Below are 23,361 nucleotides of genomic sequence, written 5' to 3'. Positions count from 1 at the left end.
TGACAAATTCCATAGGATAAGGCCGCCAACACACCTGCCGGAGACCTCCTGCAATGCGGTTCCAAGCCTCTTTCCCGTTCTTCCTGCTGCTCGGCGCCGTCACGGCGCAGGCCGGGCCGCTGGACGAGCCGCACCTGCCCATCATCCCCCGTACCGAGGACGAGACCGCGCGGATCACCGGCGTCACCACGCCCGCCACCGATTTCGATGCGCCCGCCCGGTTCGAGGAAATGTCCGCCGGCGCCGCCACCGTTCGCGCGCGCGGCAATGCCGACGCCTTTTCGCAGCCCTCGGCCAACATCGGCTTCGAGGGAGAGCTGGAATTCAAGGTCGGCAACGGGCTGTTCAAGAAGATCTGGGTCTCGGCCCCGTCGTCGACGCTGGCCTCGGACGGGCTGGGTCCGCTGTTCAACGCGCGGTCGTGCCAGCGGTGCCACCTGAAAGACGGGCGCGGCCACCCGCCCGAGGGCCCGGACGACACCGCGATTTCGATGTTCCTGCGCGTCTCGATCCCCGGCAGCCCCGAGGACGGTATCGCCGAGATCGAGGATTACATCGCCACCCTGCCCGAACCGACCTATGGCACCCAGCTTCAGGACTTCGCCCTGCCCGGTCACGCGGCCGAGTACCGGTTGCAAATCGACTATGACGAGATCGAGGTGCCGCTGTCCGGCGGCGAGATCGCGCACCTGCGCGCGCCGACCTATACGGCGGCGGACCTTGGCTATGGCCCGCTTCACCCGGATGCGATGTTAAGCCCGCGCGTGGCGCCGCACATGCTGGGCATGGGCCTTCTCGAAGCGATCCCCGCCGCCGACATCCTTGCCAACGCGGACGAGGACGACGCGGATGGCGACGGCATTTCTGGCCGCGCGAACATCGTCTGGTCCGTGCAGCACGACATGCCGATGCTGGGCCGCTTCGGCTGGAAGGCGGGCAACCCCACGGTGATGGAACAGACCGCGTCCGCTTTCGTCGGCGATATCGGCATCTCGAACCCGCTGTTCACGTCGGGCGCGGGCGAATGCACCGACCTTCAGGCGGACTGCATGGCCGCGCGGCACGGCGATGGCGACGACCGCGTGTTCGAGATCGACCAGCAGGGTCTGGACCTTGTGACCTTCTATTCCAAGAACCTTGCGGTTCCCGCCCGGCGCGACGTGGACGACCCCGAGGTGCTGGACGGCAAGCGGGTGTTCTACGAGACCGGCTGTATTTCTTGCCACACGCCATCCTTCGTCACGCACCGGCTGGAGGGCGAATTGGCGCAAAGCTTCCAGCTGATCTGGCCTTACTCGGACCTTCTGCTGCACGACATGGGCGAAGGGCTGGCCGACCACCGGCCCGAGGCGCGGGCCGACGGATACGAATGGCGCACCCCGCCCCTGTGGGGGATCGGGCTGACCGAAACCGTATCCGGCCACACCTATTTCCTGCACGACGGCCGCGCGCGGTCGCTTCTGGAGGCGATCCTGTGGCATGGTGGCGAGGCACAAGCCCAACGCGACGCCGTGGTCGACATGCCGCCCAAGGACCGCGCCGCACTGATCCGATTCCTTGAAAGCCTCTGACATGCTGCGAACCTTTCTTTCCGGCCTTGCCCTGATCGCCTCTGCCGCGACCGCGCAGGCCTATGACATCGCCACGATCGTCGACCGCCACATCCTGCCCGGGTACGAGTCTCTGGCGCTTCGGGCCGCCGATCTGGACACCGCCGCGCAGGCCGATTGCAGCGCCGACAGCCACGATCTGCGCGCCGCATGGAACGCGGCCTTCGACGCTTGGGTGCGGGTCAGCCACCTTCGGTTCGGCCCGTCCGAGGACGCGGACCGCGCCTTCGCGCTGGCGTTCTGGCCCGACACGCGCGGGTTCACCCCGCGCGAGCTGGCAACCCTGATCGAGACTGAAGACCCCGTGATCGAAACGCAGGACGCGTTCTCGCATGTGTCCATCGCGGCGCGTGGCTTCTACGCGATGGAATTTCTGCTGTACGATGCGCAGTTCACCACGGCCGAGCCGGACGCCTACCGTTGCGCCCTTGTCCGCGCCGTGGCCCGCGATATCGAGGCCAACGCCCAAGCCATCCTTGACGGCTGGCAGGACGCCTATGCCGACGTAATGTTGACAGCGGGCGAGAACGACACCTTCCGCAGCCGCGAGGAAGCGGCGCAGCGGCTGTTTGGCGCGGTGGTTTCGGGCCTTCAGTTCACCTCTGACACTCGGCTGGGTCGTCCGTTGGGAACCTTCGACCGCCCGCGTCCCACCCGGGCCGAAGCGCGCCGGTCGGGCCGCGCGCTGCGCAACGTGGTGCTGTCTTTGGAAGGCACACGGCAACTGGTGCGCCTGCTGGCGGAAGACTCGGAGGCCGTGACCGATACGCTGGACGCCGCCTATGACCGCGCGTTCGAGCAGGCCAAGGCACTGGAAGACGACCCGGCTTTCGCGGGCGTCGACGACCCGCAGGGCCGGTTGCAGGTCGAGATCCTGCAACAAAACGTGGATCGCATCCGCACGTTGCTGGGCACCGACCTTGGGCCGCTGCTGGGCGTAGGGGCCGGTTTTAACGCAATGGACGGAGACTGATATGGCATCGCGGCGCGGATTCCTTGCAGGGCTCATGGCAACCGGGCTGACCCCCCGCGTCAGCTGGGCGGACGCCGGGGCACCCGCTTATCTTGCCGCGGCACAGCTGCCCGGCGGGGCCTATAACCTGTTCGGCCTGACCGACACCGGTGCCGAGGTGTTTCGCCTGCCCCTGCCCGACCGGGGCCACGCCGCCGCGGCGCATCCCTCGCGCCCCGAAGCAGTGGCGTTTGCCCGCCGCCCCGGCACCTTCGCCGTGGTGCTGGACTGCGCCTCGGGGCGCATCCACGCCACGCTCGAGGCGCCAGCCGGGCGGCACTTCTACGGGCACGGCGCGTTCTCTCCGGGCGGGGATATCCTGTTCACCCCCGAGAACGACTTCGAGAACGCGCGCGGCGTGATCGGCATGTGGGACGCATTGGACGGCTACGCCCGGATCGGCGAGTTCGACTCTGGCGGTGTTGGCCCGCATGACACCCTGCTGATCCCCGGCACCGACGTGCTGGCCGTCGCCAACGGCGGGATCGAAACGCACCCGGCGTCCGGCCGCGCCAAGCTGAACATCCCAATGATGCAGCCGAACCTGTCCTACGTGACCATCGGGGGCGAGCTTCTGGAAACGGTCGACCTTCCGCATGACTATCGCCGCAATTCGTTGCGGCATCTGTCGGTGCGCGACGACGGTCTCGTCGCCTTCGCGATGCAGTGGCAGGGCGACGCCGCTGACAGCCCGCCCCTTGCCGGCTTGCACCGTCGCGGCGGCGAAATGCGGTTCGCCTCTGCCGACCCCGAGGGCCATCGCCGGATGCAGGGCTATGCCGGAAGCGTGTCGTTCTCGGACAGCGGCGACCGCTTTGCCATCACCTCGCCGCGCGGCGGGCTGGTGCAGGTGTTCTCTGCCGACGACGCCCAGCTGGTCGAAACCGTCGAAAGCGAAGACGTCTGCGGCGTGAACGCCGGGGCGGACGGGTTCGTTTTCACCGCCGGAACCGGGCTGATTTCCAGCCCCGGCGCCGAGCTGTCGCGCCACGCGGTCGCGTGGGACAACCACCTTGTCCGCATTCCGTCACCTGTCCGGGGCTAAGCCTGCGACCTTATCAACTCTTTGCAGGATACCGGGGCGTAACCATAATTTGGTTTTGAGGTTGGCCGCGAATCTGGCAGAACGTCCGAATTGTGCAATTCGCGCCAGCTTCGCGAACACGGGACGGGAGCAAGCCATGAGGAAAGTGATCGTTGCAGCGGTGTTGACCGTTGTCTCCGCAGGCGCAGCCAACGCGAACGCGATCGAACGGGCGTGCCTGTCGTCGGCGCGGGCCGGGGCCAGCCCGCAACTGTGCGGCTGCATCCAGGCCGTCGCGGACCGGACGCTGTCTTCCAGCGACCAGCGGATGGCGGCGCGGTTCTTCAAGGACCCGCACATGGCGCAGGAAATCCGCCAGTCCGACAATGCCTCGCACGAGGTGTTTTGGAAACGCTACAAGGTTTTCGGCGCGACGGCGGAAAGCCACTGCCGCTGACGCGGGTCTCTGACGCCGCCCGTTAATCCGGGGCCTGTCCCCGGATCGCCTTCAGAAGACCGGCGGCGCCAGCCTCGACCAGATCCAGCGCCTCGTCGAAGTCGCGGGTATAATAGGGGTCAGGTACCGCATCGCGCCCGGTCTCTGGCGCGTAATCCAAGAACAGCTTGGGCTCGGTCCCACCCTCGGGCCGCAGGGCCTGAAGGTTCGACAGGTTCGAACCGTCCATCGCCAGCACAAGGTCGAAGCGCGTGAAATCGGCGGGTTTCACCTGCCGCGCCCGCTGCCCCGAAATGTCATAGCCCCGCGCGGCAGCCGCCTCGATCGCGGGCGGATAGGGCGCATCGCCGGTGTGCCAGTCGCCTGTTGCGGCGCTGTCGATGACAAGGTCCAGCCCCTCGCGCTTTGCCAGCGCACGGAACACGCCTTCGGCCATCGGAGAGCGGCAGATGTTGCCAAGGCAGACGAACAGGACACTTTGGATCATGCGACGCAGGAAATGACCTGCGGGCGGCAAGGTCAAGCGTTGCCGTGGCGGGCGGCGGCGGGCAAGGTCAGGGAAAGACAGGAGAAGGCGGATGCCGAAGATCGTAATCCTGACCGGCGCGGGGATTTCGGCGGAAAGCGGGCTGGGCACGTTCCGCGACGTGGACGGGCTGTGGACCACCTATGACCTGAACGACGTCGCCACCCCCGAGGGCTTCGCCCGCAACCCCGCGCTGGTGCACGACTTCTACAACGCCCGCCGCGAGAACTGCCTTGGCGCCGCGCCGAACGTGGCGCACGCGGCGCTGGCGCGGCTGGAACAGGGGCTGCCGGATGGCGAGGTTCTGATCGTCACCCAGAACATCGACGACCTGCACGAGCGCGCCGGAAGCCAGCGGGTCTGGCACATGCACGGCGAACTCGCCCGATCGCTCTGCGCCGCCTGCGGGCACCGCTGGGCGTCGCCAGCGGTCACCGCGCCGTCGGACCCCTGCCCCGCCTGCCAGCAGCCCGCAACCCGGCCCGACGTCGTCTGGTTCGGAGAGATGCCCTATCTGATGGACGAGATCTTCGAGGCCCTGACCGAATGCGACCTGTTCGTCTCTATCGGCACCTCGGGCGAGGTCTATCCTGCAGCGGGTTTCGTCCGTCTTGCGGGGGAAGCGGGTGCAGAGACGCTGGAACTGAACCTGGAAGCCTCGGCCAACGCGCGCGACTTCGACACGCAGATACAGGGCAAGGCGACAGAGATCGTGCCCGCTTGGGTCGCAGAGGTGCTGGAAAGCTGAGGCTACGCCACAAATGCAAACAGCCCCGTTCCCGGTGGAACGAGGCCGTCAGACAAGAAACCCGGAAGGGATCAGGCGGCTGCCTGAGCCTTCGCGATTTCTTTCTTGATCTTCAGAGCGTTCGCCGAAAGCTCTGCATCCTTGGCTTTCGCCAGGAACGCGTCGATGCCACCGCGATGGTCCACCGTGCGCAGGGCAGCGGCAGAGATCCGCAGCTTGACCGGACGGCCCAGCGTTTCGGACATCAGCGACACGTCGTTCAGGTTCGGCAGAAAGCGACGCTTGGTCTTGTTGTTGGCGTGGCTGACGTTGTTGCCAACCATCGGACCTTTTCCGGTCAGTTCGCAGCGGCGCGACATGGTTTCATCCTCGGCTAAAAGCGGGCAGACGCCGCACAAGCGACGCCTTGAATTCAGTTCGGGTGCTTTAAAGGCAATTCAAACCGGGCGTCAAGTGATTCATCCCGGTTTCGCCCCGGATTCCCCGGGCTTTGCCGGAACGTCCTTTTTCGACAGCCGACGGACCACGTCCTGCAACTGGTCGCGCAGGGCTTCGATGTCTTCCGCCGACATCCCGAACGCGTCGAACAGCGTCTCTGGCACCCGCGCGGCATCGGCCTTCAGCGCACGTCCGGCGTCGGTCAGGCCAACCAGCACGCGCCGTTCGTCCTTCGGATCGCGAGAGCGGCGGACAAGGCCCGCCTGCTCCATGCGTTTCAGCAGCGGGGTCAGGGTGCCGCTGTCCAGATGCAGCCGGTCGCCCAGCGATCCCACCGACTGCGGGCTGTCCGCCTCCCACAGCACCAGAAGCACAAGGTACTGCGGGTAGGTCAGGCCCAGCGGTTCAAGCACGCCGCGATAGGTGCGCGTGACAAGGTTCGACGCCGCGTACAGCGGGAAGCAGACCTGCAGGTCCAGCTTCAGAAGATCGTCGAACTTGTCCATCGCTCACACGGCTTTCGCGGTCACGGCCACGTCTATGTTACCCCGGGTCGCATTGGAATAGGGGCAGACCTTGTGCGCGGACGCGGCGATCGCCTCGGCAGTGTCCTGATCGACGCGCGCGATCTCGACATCCAGCTTCAGCGTCAGTTCGAAGCCGCCGGTGGCGTTCTGAGCGATCCCGACCGTGGCCACGACCTTGACGTCATCGTCCGACAGATCTGCCTTGTGCTTCTTCGCGACACCCATGACGGCGCTGCCGAAGCAGGCGGCAAACCCGCCAGCGAACAGTTGTTCGGGGTTGGTGGCGTCGCCGGTGCCGCCCATCGCCGTGGGCATCGCCACATCGGCGGACAGCAGGCCGTCGTCGGATTCGATATGGCCATTGCGGCCGCCGGTCGAGGTGACCGTGGAAGTGTAGGCAACCATCGGGAAGCTCCTTGCAGATTTATATCATTCACAATTAAATTGTGCGCAATTAGAATTCTGTCAAGGGCGCCACCTAGGCGAAAGGCGTGGGGGCAAAATCTTCTGGAAGATCCTTGTCAGCGCAGGGTGGCCAGCATCTGCTCTGCCGCAGCCGTCGGTGCCGTCTCGCCGCGCGCCACAGCCTCGCCCAGCGCCTGCATCCGCGCCTTCGCCTCGGCATCACCGGTCAGACGCGCCAGAAGACCTTGGCGGACTTCCTCTTCAAACCAGTGTCGCGCCTGATCCCGGCGCCGCCGATCCCAGTGGCCATGTTCACGACGCCAGTCGGTCAGCGCCTGCATGTCGGCCCATGCGGTGTCCATCCCTTCGCCCGTCAACGCCGAGACGGTCAGCGCCTTGGGAAACCCGTCCGGGTCCTGCGGCCGCTTGCGCAACAGCCGCAGCGCCCCGGCATAGTCCGCGCAGGTGCGGGCGGCGGCAGGCTTCAGGTCGCCGTCCGCCTTGTTCACAAGGATCAGGTCGGCGATTTCCATGATACCGCGCTTCACGCCCTGCAACTCGTCGCCCCCCGCAGGCGCAAGCAACAGAACGAACAGGTCGGTCATGTCCGCGACCATCGTCTCGGACTGGCCCACGCCCACCGTTTCGATCATCACCGCGTCATAGCCCGCAGCCTCGCACAGGCGGATCACCTCGCGCGTGCGGCGGGCGACACCGCCCAGCTGGGTCTGCGCCGGCGACGGGCGGATAAAGGCGTTGGGATCGCGGCTAAGACGTTCCATCCGCGTCTTGTCGCCAAGGATCGACCCGCCCGACCGCGCCGAAGACGGATCGACCGCCAGCACCGCGATGCGCATCCCCTGACCGGTCAGCGACTGGCCGAATGACTCGATAAAGGTGGACTTGCCGACGCCGGGCGTGCCGGACAGCCCGATCCGCAGTGCCTGCCGGTCGGGCAATGCGTCCAGCAACGCCGTGGCAGACGCGCGGTGGTCCAGCCGGTTGCTTTCGACCAGCGTGATCGCGCGTGCCAGCGCGCGGCGCTCTCCGGCTGCGACGCGGTCGGCGAGAGTCTGCGTGTCCGGTCCGGTCATCTGCCGCCCCTTTACTCCGCTGTCACCAAAGGCGACACGATGACATCTGTGTGCCCTTTCACCTGCGGGAATGTCCAGCCGATGCGCGTGTTTGCCCTTGTTCTGTGTGCCCTTCTTCCGGCCACGGCGTCTGCCGCCGACCGCATCGAAGCCCTGTACGACATCGCGATCCGGGGCTTCCGGGTGGGAGAATTGCGGCTGACCTCGGAAGAAGCGTCGGGCCGGTACTCGGTGGCGGCGGCGGTCGACAGCACCGGCGCTGTCGGGTTCTTCCGGCCGTTTTCCTACCGCGCCCGGTCGTGGGGCGCGGTGCGCGACGGCTTGCCCGCCCCCGACCGCTATACCGAGACGGCGGACACCGGGCGGCGGCAGTCCGAGGCGGAATTGGCCTATGACGCCGGTGTGCCGACCGTGGTGCGCTATGGCTCGCCGCGCCCTCCCGGCGCCGACAGCCCCGATCCAAGGACACAGGGCGGCACCGCCGATCCGCTCTCCGGGATCTGGGCCGTGCTGCGCGGCCCCTCGGTCTGCGGCCGGACCCTTGTGGTGTTCGACGGCGCACGGCGCAGCCACGTCCGGCTTGGCGCGGCCTCTGCGGTGGACGGCGGCGTGGCCTGCACGGGCGAATACCGCCGGCTAAAGGGCTTCACCGCCGATGAACTCAGCCGCCACGTCGCCTTTCCCATGACGGTAATCTACGCGCCCGACGCCGAGGGCGTGATGCGGGCCCGGCGGGTCGAGGTTCAATCGGTCTATGGCCTTGCGACGGTGGATCGTCGATAACGCGCCGATGACCGCCCTTCCGATCGACGACGCCGTTCCGGACCTGCTGACCGCCCTTCGCGGGCCCGGCGTTGCCGTCCTGCAGGCGCCACCCGGGGCGGGCAAGACCACGCGCGTGCCGCTGGCGATGCTAGAGGCCGGCCTGCCCGCCGAGGGCCGCATCGTGATGTTGGAACCCCGCAGGCTGGCCGCGCGCGGTGCCGCGGTGCGGATGGCCGAGGTGCTGGGCGAAGAGGTCGGACAAACCGTCGGCTACCGGATGCGGGGCGACACCAAGGTGTCGAAGACCACGCGGATCGAGGTGGTGACCGAGGGCATCCTGACACGAATGCTGCAATCCGACCCGGAACTGACCGGAATCGGGGCGCTGATCTTTGACGAATTCCACGAACGCAGCCTGAACGCGGATCTGGGCCTTGCGCTGGCATGGGAGGTGCGCGGCGCGTTGCGGCCCGAGATGCTGGTGCTGGTGATGTCCGCCACGCTGGACGCCGAGCCGGTGGCGCGGATGCTGGACGCGCCGGTCGTGACCTCGGACGGGCGGTCCTTTCCGGTCGATCTGCGCTGGCTGGACAAGCCCGTGCCCAAGGGCGTCTGGTTCGATACCGCGATGGCCGACCTGCTGGTGCAGGCGGCGTCCGAGACCAAGGGCGGCATCCTTGCCTTCCTTCCGGGAGAGGGCGAGATCCGGCGCGTACAGGCGGCGCTGGACGGGCGCTTGCCCCGCCACGTCCGGGTGCAGCCGCTGTACGGCGCCCTGCCCTTCACGGCCCAGCGCGCCGCCGTCTCGCCACTGGCCGAGGGGCGCAAGCTGGTGCTGGCGACGTCGATCGCCGAAACCGCGCTGACGATTCAGGACGTGCGCGTGGTGGTCGATGGCGGGCAGGCCCGGCGCGCGCGGTTCGATCCCGGCCGGGGCATGTCTCGGCTGGTGACCGAGCGGGTGACGCGGGCCGAGGCGACACAGCGGGCCGGTCGCGCCGGGCGGGTTGCGCCCGGCGTGTGCTATCGGCTGTGGACCAAGGGCGAGGAAGGCGGCCTTCTGGCCTTCCCGCCGCCCGAGATCGTGACCGCCGACCTGTGCGGTCTGGCGCTGGAACTGGCGCTGTGGGGCGTGGCGGGCACTGACGATCTTGCGTTGCTGACCGCCCCGCCCGAAGGCGGTCTGGACGAGGCGCGGGCGCTGCTGCGCGATCTGGGCGCGCTGGATGCGTCGGGGTCGATCACCGAACACGGGCGTCGACTGGCGGCGCTGCCGCTGCATCCGCGACTTGCACATATGCTGGAATCCGCGGGGCCTTCCGGTGCGGAGATGGCCGCACTGTTGAACGAACGCGACCCGCTGCGGGGCGAAGGCTGCGATCTGGCGCTGCGCCTGACGGCCCTGAAGCGACCGCGCGGCAACCCTGGCCTGGAACGGATCGCGTCCGAGGCGAAGCGGCTGGCGCGGCTGGCGCGCGGCACCGGCGGCGACCTGTCCCCCGCCGAGATGGCCGCGCTGGCCTATCCCGACCGGGTCGGGCTGCGGCGGCCTGGCGACGACCCGCGCTGGCTGCTGTCGGGCGGCACCGGCGCCCAGATGGACGCGGCCGATCCGCTGGCGGGCAGCCGCCTGATCGTCGCGACCGACCTTGACGGGCGCGGGCGCGAAGCGCGGATCCGGCAGGCGGTGGCCCTGACCGAGGCGGAACTGCGCAGCCTCTATTCTGACCGGATCGCGTGGCACGACGTCTGCCGCTGGTCCAAGCGTCACCGCCGGGTCGAGGCGCGGCGGCACGAAATGTTCGGCGCGCTGGTGCTGGACGACCGCGTCTGGAAGACCCCGCCCGCCGAGGCCTATGCCAGCGCCCTGCTGGACGCCGCGCGGGACGTTGGGCTGCCTTGGAATGACCGCGCGCGCAGGCTGCAATCGCGGATCGAACTGCTGCGCGCGCAGGGCGCCGACCTGCCTGACTGTTCCGACGACGGGCTGATGACCGCGTTAGGGGATTGGCTGTACCCGCACCTGCTGGGCCGCCGGTCACTGGAGGGGCTGGACCTGTCGGCGGCCATTCTGTCTCGGCTGGACTGGGCTCAGCAGCAGGATCTCGACCGACTGGCCCCCTCGGATTTCGAGACGCCGCTGGGCCGCAAGGTGCCGGTGGATTACGCCGGGGGCGTGCCGGGAATCGAGGTACGGTTGCAGGAGATGTTCGGCGTCACACGGCACCCGACCGTGGGGCCGGAACGGCTTCCGCTGCGGGTCACGCTGCTGTCCCCGGCCCGGCGCCCGGTGCAGGTGACGACCGATCTTCCGGGGTTCTGGGCGAACAGCTACGCCGACGTGCGCAAGGATATGCGCGGCCAGTATCCCAAGCATCCGTGGCCCGAAGATCCGACGCAAGCCGACCCCACCCTTCGGGCCAAGCCACGCAAGTAGCCGCCGAACCGGCCCATCGCCGATGTTCGATATGCAATCGTATCTGCGGGAATGACCGTAAAATTCGGCATCAAGAGCCTGATAAATGAAAAGACCGCCCAAGGGCGGCCTTTCCTGTCCAGATGCGCGGCTGCGGTCTTACTGACCCCACGGCCCGTGGTAGTCGGTGCCGTCCTTGTCGGTCCGCTCGAACCCGTGGGCGCCGAAGAAGTCGCGCTGCCCCTGGATCAGGGCGGCGGTTCCGCGGCCTTTGCGCAGCGTGTCGTAATAGGCCAGTGCCGACGACAGCGCGGGCACCGCTAGGCCATTGATCGCCGACTGCGACACCACCCGGCGCAGCGCCGGGATCGCGTCGTTAAGCATCCGCACGAAGGACGGCGCCAGCACCAGCGTGTCGCCCGGAAGATCCTCGCGGAAGGCGGTGGCGATGTCGTCCAAAAGCGACGACCGGATGATGCAGCCCGCGCGCCAGATCTCGGCGGCCGAGGACAGATCGAGGTTCCAGTCGAACTCGTCCGACGCCGCGCGCAGCAACGAGAAGCCCTGACTGTAGCCGATGATGCGCGCCGCCAGCAGCGCCCGTTCAAGGTCGCCCTCCAGCAGCGGCAGCGCGGTCTCTGCGCCCGGAAGTTCCTTTAGCAGCCCCTCTGCCGTTTCGCGCAGCGGCTTGCCCGCGGACCAAGACCGCGCGGCCACCGCGGCCTCGATGGTCGAGGGCGACTGTCCAAGCTTCAGCGCCTCGATCACGGTCCAGCGGCCAGTGCCCTTCTGACCCGCCATGTCCTGAATGATGTCCACCATCGGCGACCCGGTTTCCGGATCGGTCGCCCGCAGCACCTCGGCCGTGATCTCGACAAGGTAGGACTGAAGCGGACCTTGGTTCCACTCGTGAAAGATCTCTCCAATCGCCTCGGGCGAGCGGCCGTCGCCGTCGCGCAGGATGCCGTAGATCTCGGCGATCATCTGCATGTCGGCGTATTCGATGCCGTTGTGCACCGTCTTCACGAAGTGGCCCGCGCCATCGGGGCCCATGTGGGCGGCGCAGGGCACGTCCTGATATTTGGCGGCGATGGCTTCGACGATCTCGGACAGTTCGGCATAAGCCTCGGGCGCGCCGCCGACCATGATCGACGGACCGTGCCGCGCGCCTTCCTCGCCGCCCGACACGCCCATGCCGACAAAGCGATAACCTTCGTCCTTCAGGTCCGCCTCGCGGCGGCGGGTGTCGTTGAAGTCGGCGTTGCCCGCGTCGATGATGATGTCGCCCTTGTCGAGATGCGGCTTCAGTTCGTCGATCACCGCGTCGACCGGACCGCCCGCCTTGACCATGATGATGATCGCGCGGGGCGGCGTTAGCGCGGCGGCCATCTGGGCATAGTCCTGCGCCGGAACCAGCCGGTCCGCCAGATCGCCCGCGTTCGCGATGAAATCGTCGATCACGCTGGTCGTGCGGTTGTGGACGACGACGGGGAAGCCATTGTCCGCGATATTCAGCGCGAGGTTCGCGCCCATTACTCCAAGCCCGACGAGCCCGATGCGTGCTTCTGCCATAGTCGTCTCCAATTCCTGCTGGCGCTAACGTATGCGCGCAGGCGGCACAGACAAGCAAAAGCCGCCGAGATCGTGAAATCGCGGCGGCTTTGACTGGCTGCTATGCGCTCAGACGCCGAGACAATAGCGCATGATCGCCTTCTGGGCATGCAGACGGTTCTCGGCCTCGTCGAAGATGACCGAATGCGGGCCGTCCATCACCGCGCTGGTCGCCTCGTCGTCGCGGTGAGCGGGCAGACAGTGCATGAACAGCGCATCGTCCTTGGCATGTTTCATCAGCGCCTCGTTCACCTGATAGGGGCGCAGCTGGTTGTGCCGCCGCTCGCGTGCGGACTGGGGATCGTGCATCGACACCCACGTGTCGGTCACCACCAGATCGGCGCCGGTGACCGCCTTGACCGGGTCACGCTCGACAGTAAGCGGGCGGCCTTTGCCAGCGCAGTAGTCGAACCACGCCTTTTCCGGGTCCAGCGTTTCCGGGCCGGTGAAGGTCAGGTCAAAGCCGAACTGACCGGCGGCATGGGCGAACGAGGCGAAGACGTTGTTGCCGTCGCCGGACCACACGACCTTCTTGTCTGCGATCGGGCCGCGGTGTTCTTCGAAGGTCATCACGTCGGCCATGATCTGGCAGGGGTGCGTGCGGTTGGTCAGGCCGTTGATCACCGGCACGTCGGCATGCTCGGCCATCTCCAGCAGGGTCGCTTCCTCGAAGGTCCGGATCATGATCAGGTCGACGTAGCGCGACAGAACGCGGGCGGTATCGGCGATGGTCTCGCCGTGGCCCAGCTGCATGTCGGCGCCCGACAGCACCATCGTCTCGCCGCCCATCTGGCGCACGCCCACGTCGAACGAGATGCGCGTCCGGGTCGACGGCTTTTCGAAGATCAGCGCGACCATCTGACCGGCCAGCGGCTGGTCGTCGTCCTTCGTTCCCTTGGGGCGGCCGTTGCGCGCGGTTTTCATCGCCTGCGCGCTGTCGATGATCGTCCGCAGGTCATCGGTGTCGGTGGTGTGAATGTCTAGAAAATGTTTCATCATCAGGTCCTTGCGGCGATCCCCGGGCCGTTGCCCGGGGTGCCGTTCTTCCGGTTCGCCCGTGGAAAGGGTCAGGCGGGTTGCGTCATGTCCAAAGAAGCGGCGGCGCGGTCAAGGCGGGTGACCGTTTCGGCAAGCTCGTCGTCGCCGATGGTCAGCGCGGGCAGCAGGCGCACGGTGTTCTCGGCGGCGGGGACCAGCAGCATCTCTTGCGCATACCCGGCCTTGACCACGTCAGCGGCCTGCACGGCGGGCTTGCACACAAGACCCAGCATCAGGCCCTGCCCCCGGACGTGATCGAACACGTCGGGGTGTGCGGCCACCAGACCTTCAAGCTTCTGGCGCAGCATCCCGGCCTTGCGGTTCACGTCGTCAAGGAAGCCGTCAGAGGTCACGATTTCCATCACCTTGGCGCCCACGGCGCAGCCCAGCGGGTTGCCGCCATAGGTCGACCCGTGGGTGCCCGCAACCATGCCCGACGCGGCATGTTCGGTGGCCATCACGGCGCCCAGCGGAAAGCCCCCGCCGATGCCCTTGGCGACCATCATGATGTCAGGCGTCACGCCGGACCATTCATGGGCGAACAGGCGCCCGGTCCGGCCCATGCCGCATTGCACCTCGTCGAAGATCAGCAGCGCGCCGGTGGCGTCGCAGATCTCGCGCAGAGCCTTCAGCTGATCGTCGGGCAGCGGGCGGATGCCGCCTTCGCCTTGGATCGGCTCGATCAGGATGGCGGCGGTCGTTTCGTTCGCGGCGGCCTTCACCGCGTCGAGATCGCCGAACGGCAGGATGGTGAAGCCGGGCAGCAGCGGCTCGAAGCCTTTCGCCATCTTCTCGGTCCCCGAGGCGGCGATGGCGGCCGAAGACCGGCCGTGGAAGTTGCCGGTAAAGGTCAGGATCTGCGTCTTTTCCGGGTGGCCCGCGTCATGCTGATGCTTGCGCGCCATCTTCACGGCCAGTTCGCAGGCCTCGGTGCCCGAGTTGGTGAAGAACACGGTGTCGGCGAAGGTGTTCTCGACCAGCATGTCCGCCAGCTTTTGCTGCTGCGGAATGGTGTACAGGTTCGAGACGTGCCAGACGGCGTTCGCCTGCTCGGTCAGCGCGGCGACAAGGTCCGGGTTCGCATGGCCCAGCGACGTGGTTGCAATCCCGGCGCAAAGGTCAAGGAATCGGCGCCCCTCGGTGTCGATCAGCCAGCTGCCCTCGCCCTTCACGAAAGAAAGCGGGGCCCGGTTGTAAGTCGGCAGAACGGACGGGATCATGTCGATGGTCCTTGTATGGAAGCCTTTGAAGTGCCGGATAGACGGCAGGCTGTCAATGTTTAGGGGGTGTCGTGGGGCATGGTCCGGCAGGCCATGCGGGATCGTTCGCCGGCGACTTAGCGTCGGCGTCGTGCGGGAAGCGTATGTGCGCGTACGATCATGGCGGTGTCGATAGCGCAGGACCGCCGCGAAGGGAAGACCGTTGTGTCCGGCCGCGCAAAACAGCCGGAATGCGGCGGAAAATGCCGCAACTGCAGCCCGCACATGGCAGCTGACCTTGTATCCGCTGCCATGATCCATAAAATAGGGAGACCCAGATGAAAATCGGCCTTTCGCAGGCCGGGCGGCAAGGTGCCCGGCGCGAATGAGCCGTTGTGAGAGATTGAGGAACCGGACATGTCCTGGACCGACGAGCGCGTGGAACTTCTGAAGAAGATGTGGTCGGAAGGCCAGAGCGCCAGCCAGATTGCTAAAGAGCTGGGCGGCGTCACCCGCAATGCCGTGATCGGCAAGGTGCACCGTCTGGGCCTGTCGAACCGCGCCAGCGGTGGCGGCGCAGCTGCAGAGGCGAAACCGGCAGAGGCTGAAAAGCCCGCGCCCCGCGCCGAACCCGCGAAGCCCGCGCCCAAGCCCGAGCCTGCGAAGGCCGCAGCCCCCGCGGCGGAACCGGAAAAGCCCGCGCCGGTGGCGCGCAAGGCGATCATCCCGGCGGGCCAGCCTTTGCCGCCGCAGCCTTCCGCGAACGAGATCAGCCCCGAGACGCTGGCCAACGTGCGCGAGATCGAGAAGAAGGCAAAGCGCATCAGCCTGATGGAACTGACCGAGCGGACCTGTAAATGGCCCATCGGCGACCCGGCGACCGATGATTTCTGGTTCTGCGGTCTGTCCGTGCAGGCGGGCAAACCCTATTGCGAAGCCCACGTCAGCGTCGCGTTCCAGCCGATGAGCTCGCGCCGCGACCGTCGCCGCTAAGGCGTATCGCCAGATTGAATGTTGAAACGCCGCCCTTCGGGGGCGGCGTTTTTCTTTGTCTCGCGGTGCAGGTCGCGGTCAGTTTCCACCCAACAGCTTCAGAAGCTCGCCCGCCGCGCGGTTCGTCAGTTCCTCTTTCAGCGTGTCCTCGATGTTGTCGAGCGAGTCGACCTCGACCCCGAGTTCTTCGCTGATCTTGTCGGTCACGACGGTCTCCGCGCGGGTCTTGAGCTCCTCGATCTCGTCCCCGAATTCCTGTTCGACAAGCGATTCAAGATCCAGCCGGAACCGGGGATCGGCCCACGGCCCCGAGATGATCAGCGGAACGCGCAGCCCCTGCCCCGTCTGCTGTTCCAGCAGGACCGGCAACAGGCGATAGTCGAGCACCTGCTCGCCAAGCCCCACGGTGCCCTCTCCGGTCGCGGTCAGAAGCGGCGCAGCCAGCGCGAGGTCGTCATTGCGCAGGACGCCGCCGTCGATGGCGAAGGTCATCGCGACGCTGTCGAAGATCGTCTTCTGCCCCTCGCCCACGTACGAGGCGTCCATGTTGCGCACCATCCCGGCAATATCGAGCCCGCGCAGTTCGCCCTGCCCCAGCCCCAGCGCGCCATCGCCGGACAGGCTGCGCATCAGCGCGTCGACGCTGTTGCCGACACCAAGAAGGTTCAGCGTGAAGTCTGCCGGGGCGTCCAGCCGGTCATAGTCCGCTGCCTGTTCCAGCAGCGGTTGCAGCGCCAGCCCAGCGCCGGTCAGGTTGGCACGGACCGAAAGCCCACCGTTGCCGTTGACCACGAAGGCCCCCGCCACGGTGCCGCCATAGGCGCCAAGCTCGCGAAACTCTGTCAAGGCGCGACCGTCGGCCAGCGTGGTGCGCAGGTTGGTGCGGCCCAGCGTCACGACCCCAAGGTCGATGCTTTCGGCCTGCATCGAGATGTCCGCGTTCGCGGTGTGCAGCGCGCTGACATCGATGCTGTCGGTCGGCCAGCCGGTCGCCGCTCCATCCCCGGACGCGCCACCGCCGCCGCCATCGCTGCCGCCGCCAAGCGCCGACAGATCCAAAGCCCCACCTGTAATCCGCCCCACGATGTTCGGCTTCGCCCCGGCAAGATCCACGTCCGCCTCGACCGCCAGCCGGTTTCCGTCCAGCGTCAAAGTGCCGTCGCGCAGGGTCAGGCGGGCCTGATCCGTCGCGGTGACTTCGGCGTCCAGCGCGATCCGGCGACCCAGCCCCTCGGGGATCGCGGGCGCGGGCTGGTCCAGCAGCGCGAACAGGTCCGTCATCGCCGCGACATCCGCGCTTAGGCGCCCGCCCGCCGCCACCGGCGACAGGCCACCGCGCCCCTCGAACGACAGGCTGTTGCCGCCGACGGTCGCGGCCACGCTGACCGGCACCGCACCGGCCTGCAAAAAGGCGGACAGCTGCGACACAGCCACCTCGGCGCCGATCGGCTGCCCGTTCATCACCGCAGAGACCTGCGCATCGGCGGCCCCCGCGAAATCGGGAAGGTGGGCGGTCAGGTCGATTGCAGAGACCTCGGTCCGGCGTCCGGCGGCATGGTCGATGAACACGACATGCCCGGCGGTCACCCGCGCTTCGTCCACCGCGAAGACCGGCAGACCGCCCGGCGTTTCGACCGTCTCCGGCACATCGTCGGGCTGCGCGGCCTCTGCCGTGACCGGGTCGGACATATCCCAGTTGCGACGGCCGTCAGCGGCGATCTCCAGCAACACCTCTGGCGCGTCGGCGGCCACATGGGTGATGTGGATGTCCCCGCCGATCAGCGCCATCAAGTCGACGCCGAGCGACAGACCGTCCGCCGTCAGCAGCGGCCCGGCATCGGACCAGTCTGCGTTCGCGATGGTCACAGGACCGGTCGAGACGCCAACGACGGGGTAGATCGACGGGCGGATGTCGCCCGCGATGGTCATCTCGCGGCCCGTCGCCGCCTCGAACCGTTCGGTCGCGATCCGCGCGATGCGTTCGGTGGGAAACAGAACCAACGCTCCCAGCCCCAGCGCCAAGACGGCGACCAGCGCCAGTCCAATTCTGACGATCCAACGCATGTATCCTGCCCCTGCCTGCCCTGTTTCCCACAGGATAGGCAGGGCGCGCGTATCACTCAAGCAGGGCGGTGCGCGGGCCGGAAAACCGGCAAAGCGTCACCGCCCGCCCCGGCTGTCACCACTGGCCGGACAGAAAGACCGTATCGGCCCGAGAGGTGTCGCTGGGCGGCAAGCCCATGTCGCGCCGCTGTTCGGGGGTCAGGCGCCGCATCTTCTGGTTTTCGCGGTACTGCGCGTCGCGCTGCATCAGCCAAGCCAGCAGGCCCTTGCGGCGGGTGACTTGGGGAACGTAACGGGCGGTGGTGGCGGTCCGGGTGGTCATCTTTCCAACTCCTTCTTGGTGTGTCGTGGTGGCTTCGTTGGATCCACTGTCGCAGCCCGCCGTTTATCTGCCGTCAAAGCCCACCGGATTTCCGGGTGGTCTTCCGTCAAAAGGGCGTCAAAAATGAACCCGCCGGGATTCACGATGCGACACGAGATGGAAAACAGGCTGGAACTGCGGATCGACGGGCCGTTCGAAGCCCGGGACTCCACCGGCGCGCCGGTAAACGGCCTGTCGGCGCGCGGCCGTGCCATGCTGGCCATCCTTGCCCTGTCGCCGGACAGCCGCGCCCCGCGCGAGACGCTGGCGACGCTGCTGTGGGGCGACCGCGCCGAAACGCAGGCGCGCGGCTCGCTGCGGCAGGAACTGTCGGCGCTGCGCAAAACGCTGCCCGAGGGCACCCTTATCGCGGATCGCGACGTCGTTCGGCTTGTCGGCGCCACGATCGCCCCGCCGCCCCCGGGCGCGGTGTTGCTGGACGGTGTGGCGATCAGTTCCGGCCCGTTCGAGGACTGGCTACGCGACGCGCGGGCGCGACGGGCCGACGACCTTGCCGCTGCCGCACTGATCGAGGCCCGGCAGACGCTGGCGGCCGGTGACGGCCCGGCGGCGCAGGCCTGTGCGTCCCGCGCGCTGGACCACGCGCCGGACAACGAAACGGCGGTCCGCCTTCTGATCGAGGCCGTGACCGCCGGGGGCGACCGGTCGACCGCGCACGCGGCCTTCCGGCGTTTTGCGGAACGGCAGCACACGGAATACGGCATAAAGGTTCCTGAGGGCTTGCAGGCGCTGGTGGACGGCATGACCGACGCCACCCCGGCCACGGCCCGACCCGCGGGACGCGAGCCCGCCATCGCCGTCCTGCCCTTCGACGAACTCAGCAGCGGCGCCGGTGACATGTTCGCCGATGGCGTCGTCGAAGAGATCACCGGCGCGCTCAGCCGGGTGCAGGCGTTCCGCGTCATCGCCCGCCAGTCCGCCTTTGCGCTGAAGGGCAAGGCGCTGGACGTGCAAGACACCGCGCGCCGGCTTCGGGCGGACTATCTTGTGGAAGGGTCGGTACGGCGGTCCGGCGACCGGGTGCGGATCGCGGTGCAACTGGTCGGGGGCGAGACCGGCGAAACCCTGTGGTCCGAACGCTACGACGACCGGATGGACGACCTGTTCGACCTGCAGGACCGCATCGCGGCGCATGTCGCGGGGCAGTTGGCCCCCAGCCTGCGCCACGCCGAGATCCTGCGCGCCCGCAGTTTCCGCCCCGAGGACAGGTCGGCCTACGATCTGGTCCTGACCGCGCTGCCCCACTTCTGGGCGCACCAGAAGGCCGAGAACGCCCGCGCCGTAGACCTGTTGAACGCGGCGCTGGCCCGCGACCCGGACTACGGCCCCGCGCTGGCCTACAAGGCATGGGCGCTGGCGCAAAAGCCGTCGTACATGTGGTCGGACGATCCCGACACCGATCACCGCACCGCCATCGCCACCGCCCGCGCCGCGCTTGACCGGGTGGGGGATCATGCGCCGTCGCTGGTTGCCATCGGCGCCGCCTTCACCCTGTCCTCTGCCGAGACGCGGCTGGCGGAACGGCTTCTGGACCGCGCGCTGACGCTGGACCCGAACAACGCGTGGGGCCTGATGCGGCGCGGCTGGCTGTACACCTACATCGACCGTGCCGCCGACGCGCTCGACGTGTTCGACCGGGCCGAGGACCTGAGCCCACTGGACCCGTTCCGGTTCAACATCTTTTTCGGACAGGCCGTCGCCGTGCGCGTGCTGGGCCGCTATGACGAGGCCGTCCGCCTGATCCACGAGGGTATGCACGCGAATCCCGGATGCACATGGGTCTATCGGGTGCTGGCTGGCATCTACAAGCTGATGGGCCGCGAGGCGGATTCGGATGCCGCGCTGGCCAAGCTGCTGGACCACTACCCGCACCTGACCGCCCGCTACCTGCTGGACTGCATCCCGCCCGCGGCACGCGACTTCCAGCCGGATTACGTCGACGCGCTGCGTCGCCTTGGGCTTCCGGAAGGATGAAAGTGCGGTGACCCTGTGCCTTCATCTGCACGGTCCGTTCCGGGTGACCAGCGACGGCGAGATCGTCCCTTCCCTGTCCCGGCGCGGACAGGGTCTGCTGGCCTTCCTTGCCCGCCAGCCGGACATGCGGGCCGAGCGCGGGCTGCTGGCCGACTTGCTCTGGTCCGACAGGGCGGAGGCACAGGCCCGCGCTTCGCTACGACAGGAACTCACCACGCTGCGCCAGCGCCTGCCAGAGGGCGCGGTTCAGGCGGACCGGCAGGCCGTCTGGCTGGACCCGGGGCTGATCCGCGTCGTGGAGGGTCCCGGCACCTTCCTGCAGGGCTTCGACCTGCCGTCCGAGGGTTTCGAGGATTGGCTGAGGGCAGAGCGTTCCGCGCACGAAGACCTGCCCCCGGCGCCCGCCGACGCCAAGCCACCGCGCGCGTCCCGCCCCGCCCTGGCGGTGCTGCCTTTCACCGAGATCGGCGTGCCACCCGAAGACATGTTCGCGGACGGTGTGGTCGAGGAGATCACCGGCGCCCTCGGGCGCGTGCGCGAATTCGACGTCGTGGCGCGGCAGTCGGCCTTCGCCCTTGGTCCGGGGCCGGTCGACGCGCGGATGGCAGCCGAGACGCTTGGTGCGACCTACCTTGTGGAAGGCTCGATCCGACGCGCGGCTGACCGGGTGCGAATCTCGGTGCAACTTGTGTCCGGGACAAACGGGCGCACCTTGTGGTCAGCCCGGTTCGACGACCGGCTGGACGACCTGTTCGACCTGCAGGACCGGATCGCCGCGCAGGTGGCCGGCCAGCTTGCGCCGAACCTGCGGCTGGCAGAGATCGACCGCGCCGGCGCACGCCCCCCGGCGGACCGCACCGCGTACGACCTGATGCTGACCGCGCTGCCGCATTTCTGGACACTGCGCCCCGAGGACAATCTTCGCGCAATCGACCTGCTGGGCACGGCGGTCGACCGCGAGCCAGAGTTTGCATACGCGCTAGCCCTGAAGGGCTGGGCGCATGCCCAGCAGGCCGTTTACATGTGGGCCAGGGAGCCCGCCGCCGAACGGGCCACGGCTTTCGCGCTGGCTGACAGAGCTGCCGAACTGGTGGGGGACCACGCCCCGACCCTGACCGCGATCGGCGGGGTCTACGGGCAGGCTGGCGACGACCGGAAGCTGGCAGAAACCTATATCACGCGGGCGCTGGACCTCGATCCGTCGAACGCATGGGCGTTGATCCGCAAGGGATGGATGCATCAGTACACCGGCGAGGTCGACGCGGCGCTTGAAACCTTCGACAGGGCAGAACGCCTGTCCCCGCTCGATCCGTTCCTGCACCAGATCGTGTTTGGCCGCGCCGCGACCCATTACCGCTGGAGCGAGGACCCGACCGAAGGTCTGCACATGATCGAAGCCGGGCTGCTGCGGTTTCCCGGCGTCTACTGGCCCTTGCGCATGGTGGCCGTCGCGAATGTCCGCTTGGGCCGCATGGTCGCCGCCCGCACCGCAGCCGCCCGGCTGATGGCACACCTTCCGCACCTGACGATCCGCTACCTCAAGGCGGGGCTGCCCCCGATCGCCACCCATTTCAACGACGACTATTTCAGCGCGCTTCACGCAGCCGGCATACCCGAATGACCGCTTCCGTCAGCGCCGCTTAGGCCCTATATCGCGCGCATGTCCCAGAATCCTCCCGACCTGCGCCCCGACCTGGCGCGCGCCCGCATTTCCGAGACCCGCCGCGACGGCCAGCCGACCATCGGCATGGTCTCGTTGGGCTGCCCCAAGGCGCTGGTCGACAGCGAGCGCATCCTCACCCGCCTGCGGGCCGAGGGCTATGGCATCTCTGCCGACTACGGCGGGGCGGACGCGGTCATCGTGAACACCTGCGGCTTTCTCGACAGCGCGAAGGCCGAAAGCCTCGACGCGATCGGCGAGGCGCTGGCCGAGAACGGGCGGGTCATCGTGACCGGCTGCCTTGGTGCGGAACCCGAGTACATCACCGGCGCGCATCCCAAGGTGCTGGCGGTGACGGGCCCGCATCAGTACGAGCAGGTGCTGGACGCGGTGCACGGCGCGGTGCCGCCCGCGCCCGATCCCTTCGTGGACCTGCTGCCGTCGACCGGGATTTCGCTGACGCCCCGGCACTACAGCTATCTGAAGATCTCGGAAGGCTGCAATCACGCCTGCAAGTTCTGCATCATCCCCGACATGCGCGGCAAACTCGCGTCGCGCCCGCACAAGGCGGTGCTGCGCGAGGCCGAGAAACTGGTCGAAGCCGGCGTGCGCGAGTTGCTGGTGATCAGCCAGGACACCTCGGCCTACGGCACCGACTGGAAGGACCGCGACGAAAAGGCGCCGATCCTGTCGCTGGCGCGGGACCTTGGCCAACTGGGCGCGTGGGTGCGGCTGCATTACGTCTATCCCTACCCGCACGTCCGCGAACTTGTCCCGATGATGACCGACCTGATGGCGACGGGCGGCGTGCTGCCGTACCTCGACATCCCGTTCCAGCACGCTCACCCGGACACCCTGCGGCGCATGGCCCGCCCCGCCGCCGCCGCCCGCACGCTGGACGAAATCGCCGCGTGGCGCGCCGCCTGCCCCGACCTTGCCCTGCGCTCGACCTTCATCGTCGGCTACCCCGGCGAGACCGAGGCCGAGTTCCAGACCCTGCTGGACTGGCTGGACGAGGCCCAGCTCGACCGTGTCGGCTGCTTCAAATACGAGAACGTCGACGGCGCCCGGTCCAACGCGCTGCCCGACCATGTCCCCGAAGAGGTCAAACAAGACCGCTGGGACCGGTTCATGAAGAAGGCGCAGGCGATCTCGGAGGCGCGGCTGGAAGCGAAAGTCGGCAAACGGATGCAGGTCATCGTCGACCTTGTCGAAGAAGACGCGGCCACCTGCCGGACCATGCACGACGCGCCCGAAATCGACGGCAACCTGTTCATCGACGAAGGTTTCGAGGGCCTGTCCGCGGGCGACATCGTTACCGTCGAGGTGGATGAAGCCGGCGAATACGACCTTTGGGGCCGCCTCGCCTGAAACCCGCCGACGGGACGGTGTCTTCCGTTGCGCAGGCGAGGGGCCAG

The 23,361-nt window shown here is 67.8% G+C and carries 21 protein-coding genes; 11 read left to right on the top strand and 10 right to left on the bottom strand.

Going from position 1 to position 23,361, the window contains the following annotated elements; genetic code table 11:
• Window positions 1-53: 53 nt before the first annotated feature.
• The 4 genes from P1K30_RS13895 (at window position 54) to P1K30_RS13880 (ending at window position 4,103) form a co-directional block, all read left to right on the top strand.
• Window positions 54-1,571, top strand: coding sequence for a di-heme oxidoreductase family protein (locus P1K30_RS13895; protein ID WP_275633354.1), 1,518 nt, complete (start codon window positions 54-56; stop codon window positions 1,569-1,571).
• Window position 1,572: 1 nt separating this feature from the next.
• Window positions 1,573-2,583, top strand: a complete 1,011-nt coding sequence (locus tag P1K30_RS13890; RefSeq protein ID WP_275633353.1) for an imelysin family protein — start codon at window positions 1,573-1,575, stop codon at window positions 2,581-2,583.
• 1 nt (window position 2,584) lies between these two features.
• Window positions 2,585-3,667: a DUF1513 domain-containing protein gene (locus P1K30_RS13885; protein ID WP_275633352.1), complete on the top strand. Its 1,083-nt coding sequence runs from the start codon at window positions 2,585-2,587 to the stop codon at window positions 3,665-3,667.
• A gap of 136 nt (window positions 3,668-3,803) precedes the next feature.
• Window positions 3,804-4,103: a hypothetical protein gene (locus P1K30_RS13880; protein ID WP_275633351.1), complete on the top strand. Its 300-nt coding sequence runs from the start codon at window positions 3,804-3,806 to the stop codon at window positions 4,101-4,103.
• A gap of 22 nt (window positions 4,104-4,125) precedes the next feature.
• Here the strand turns inward: P1K30_RS13880 and P1K30_RS13875 are convergent, their stop codons facing one another.
• Window positions 4,126-4,590, bottom strand: a complete 465-nt coding sequence (locus P1K30_RS13875; RefSeq protein ID WP_275633350.1) for a low molecular weight protein-tyrosine-phosphatase — start codon at window positions 4,588-4,590, stop codon at window positions 4,126-4,128.
• Window positions 4,591-4,681: 91 nt separating this feature from the next.
• Between P1K30_RS13875 and P1K30_RS13870 the strand changes: the two genes are divergently transcribed.
• Window positions 4,682-5,377, top strand: a complete 696-nt coding sequence (locus P1K30_RS13870) for an NAD-dependent deacylase (RefSeq protein WP_275633349.1) — start codon at window positions 4,682-4,684, stop codon at window positions 5,375-5,377.
• Between the two features lie 71 nt (window positions 5,378-5,448).
• Here P1K30_RS13870 and rpmB read toward each other — a convergent pair whose 3' ends face one another.
• The 4 genes from rpmB to meaB form a co-directional block, all read right to left on the bottom strand.
• Window positions 5,449-5,736: a 50S ribosomal protein L28 gene (gene rpmB / locus P1K30_RS13865; protein WP_275633348.1), complete on the bottom strand. Its 288-nt coding sequence runs from the start codon at window positions 5,734-5,736 to the stop codon at window positions 5,449-5,451.
• 99 nt (window positions 5,737-5,835) lie between these two features.
• Entirely contained in the window at window positions 5,836-6,321 is a 486-nt protein-coding gene (locus P1K30_RS13860; RefSeq protein WP_275633347.1) for a MarR family winged helix-turn-helix transcriptional regulator, read from the bottom strand.
• A 3-nt stretch (window positions 6,322-6,324) separates the two neighbouring features.
• Window positions 6,325-6,747: an organic hydroperoxide resistance protein gene (locus P1K30_RS13855; protein WP_275633346.1), complete on the bottom strand. Its 423-nt coding sequence runs from the start codon at window positions 6,745-6,747 to the stop codon at window positions 6,325-6,327.
• 116 nt (window positions 6,748-6,863) lie between these two features.
• Window positions 6,864-7,841: a methylmalonyl Co-A mutase-associated GTPase MeaB gene (gene meaB, locus P1K30_RS13850; RefSeq protein WP_275633345.1), complete on the bottom strand. Its 978-nt coding sequence runs from the start codon at window positions 7,839-7,841 to the stop codon at window positions 6,864-6,866.
• Window positions 7,842-7,922: 81 nt separating this feature from the next.
• Between meaB and P1K30_RS13845 the strand changes: the two genes are divergently transcribed.
• Window positions 7,923-8,624, top strand: coding sequence for a DUF3108 domain-containing protein (locus tag P1K30_RS13845; RefSeq protein ID WP_275633344.1), 702 nt, complete (start codon window positions 7,923-7,925; stop codon window positions 8,622-8,624).
• Window positions 8,625-8,631: 7 nt separating this feature from the next.
• Window positions 8,632-11,043 (top strand): ATP-dependent helicase HrpB, encoded by a 2,412-nt coding sequence (gene hrpB, locus P1K30_RS13840; RefSeq protein WP_275633343.1) that lies wholly within the window; start codon window positions 8,632-8,634, stop codon window positions 11,041-11,043.
• Between the two features lie 138 nt (window positions 11,044-11,181).
• On the opposite strand, the gene gndA is transcribed toward hrpB, so the two are convergent.
• The 3 genes from gndA to P1K30_RS13825 form a co-directional block, all read right to left on the bottom strand.
• Window positions 11,182-12,594: an NADP-dependent phosphogluconate dehydrogenase gene (gene gndA, locus P1K30_RS13835; protein WP_275633342.1), complete on the bottom strand. Its 1,413-nt coding sequence runs from the start codon at window positions 12,592-12,594 to the stop codon at window positions 11,182-11,184.
• A 108-nt stretch (window positions 12,595-12,702) separates the two neighbouring features.
• Window positions 12,703-13,629 carry an ornithine carbamoyltransferase gene (gene argF, locus P1K30_RS13830; protein ID WP_275633341.1) on the bottom strand — a complete coding sequence of 309 codons (927 nt, stop codon included), beginning with the start codon at window positions 13,627-13,629 and terminating at the stop codon, window positions 12,703-12,705.
• Between the two features lie 71 nt (window positions 13,630-13,700).
• On the bottom strand, window positions 13,701-14,891 hold the full coding sequence (locus P1K30_RS13825) for an aspartate aminotransferase family protein (RefSeq protein WP_275633340.1): 1,191 nt from the start codon (window positions 14,889-14,891) through the stop codon (window positions 13,701-13,703).
• Window positions 14,892-15,287: 396 nt separating this feature from the next.
• Here P1K30_RS13825 and P1K30_RS13820 point away from each other — a divergent pair, with 396 nt between their 5' ends.
• The gene (locus P1K30_RS13820) at window positions 15,288-15,863 is read left to right on the top strand and encodes a GcrA family cell cycle regulator (RefSeq protein ID WP_275633339.1); all 576 of its coding nucleotides are present in this window, start codon (window positions 15,288-15,290) and stop codon (window positions 15,861-15,863) included.
• Window positions 15,864-15,941: 78 nt separating this feature from the next.
• Here the strand turns inward: P1K30_RS13820 and P1K30_RS13815 are convergent, their stop codons facing one another.
• Window positions 15,942-17,927, bottom strand: coding sequence for an AsmA family protein (locus P1K30_RS13815; RefSeq protein WP_275633338.1), 1,986 nt, complete (start codon window positions 17,925-17,927; stop codon window positions 15,942-15,944).
• A gap of 115 nt (window positions 17,928-18,042) precedes the next feature.
• Window positions 18,043-18,249 carry a hypothetical protein gene (locus P1K30_RS13810; RefSeq protein ID WP_275633337.1) on the bottom strand — a complete coding sequence of 69 codons (207 nt, stop codon included), beginning with the start codon at window positions 18,247-18,249 and terminating at the stop codon, window positions 18,043-18,045.
• A gap of 123 nt (window positions 18,250-18,372) precedes the next feature.
• Between P1K30_RS13810 and P1K30_RS13805 the strand changes: the two genes are divergently transcribed.
• The 3 genes from P1K30_RS13805 to rimO are packed head-to-tail and all read left to right on the top strand — an operon-like array spanning window position 18,373 to window position 23,314.
• On the top strand, window positions 18,373-20,283 hold the full coding sequence (locus tag P1K30_RS13805) for a BTAD domain-containing putative transcriptional regulator (RefSeq protein WP_275633336.1): 1,911 nt from the start codon (window positions 18,373-18,375) through the stop codon (window positions 20,281-20,283).
• Between the two features lie 7 nt (window positions 20,284-20,290).
• A complete protein-coding gene (locus tag P1K30_RS13800; protein WP_275633335.1) occupies window positions 20,291-21,904 on the top strand; it encodes a hypothetical protein in 1,614 nt (537 codons plus the stop codon).
• 39 nt (window positions 21,905-21,943) lie between these two features.
• Window positions 21,944-23,314 (top strand): 30S ribosomal protein S12 methylthiotransferase RimO, encoded by a 1,371-nt coding sequence (rimO, locus tag P1K30_RS13795; RefSeq protein ID WP_275633334.1) that lies wholly within the window; start codon window positions 21,944-21,946, stop codon window positions 23,312-23,314.
• Window positions 23,315-23,361: the final 47 nt, after the last annotated feature.

It is taken from the genome of Psychromarinibacter halotolerans (genome assembly GCF_029168315.1).
In the GTDB taxonomy this organism is placed as follows: Bacteria; Pseudomonadota; Alphaproteobacteria; order Rhodobacterales; family Rhodobacteraceae; genus Psychromarinibacter; species Psychromarinibacter halotolerans.
Note: the sequence above shows the minus strand (reverse complement) of the source record. Positions and strands in the feature narration are given on the sequence as shown.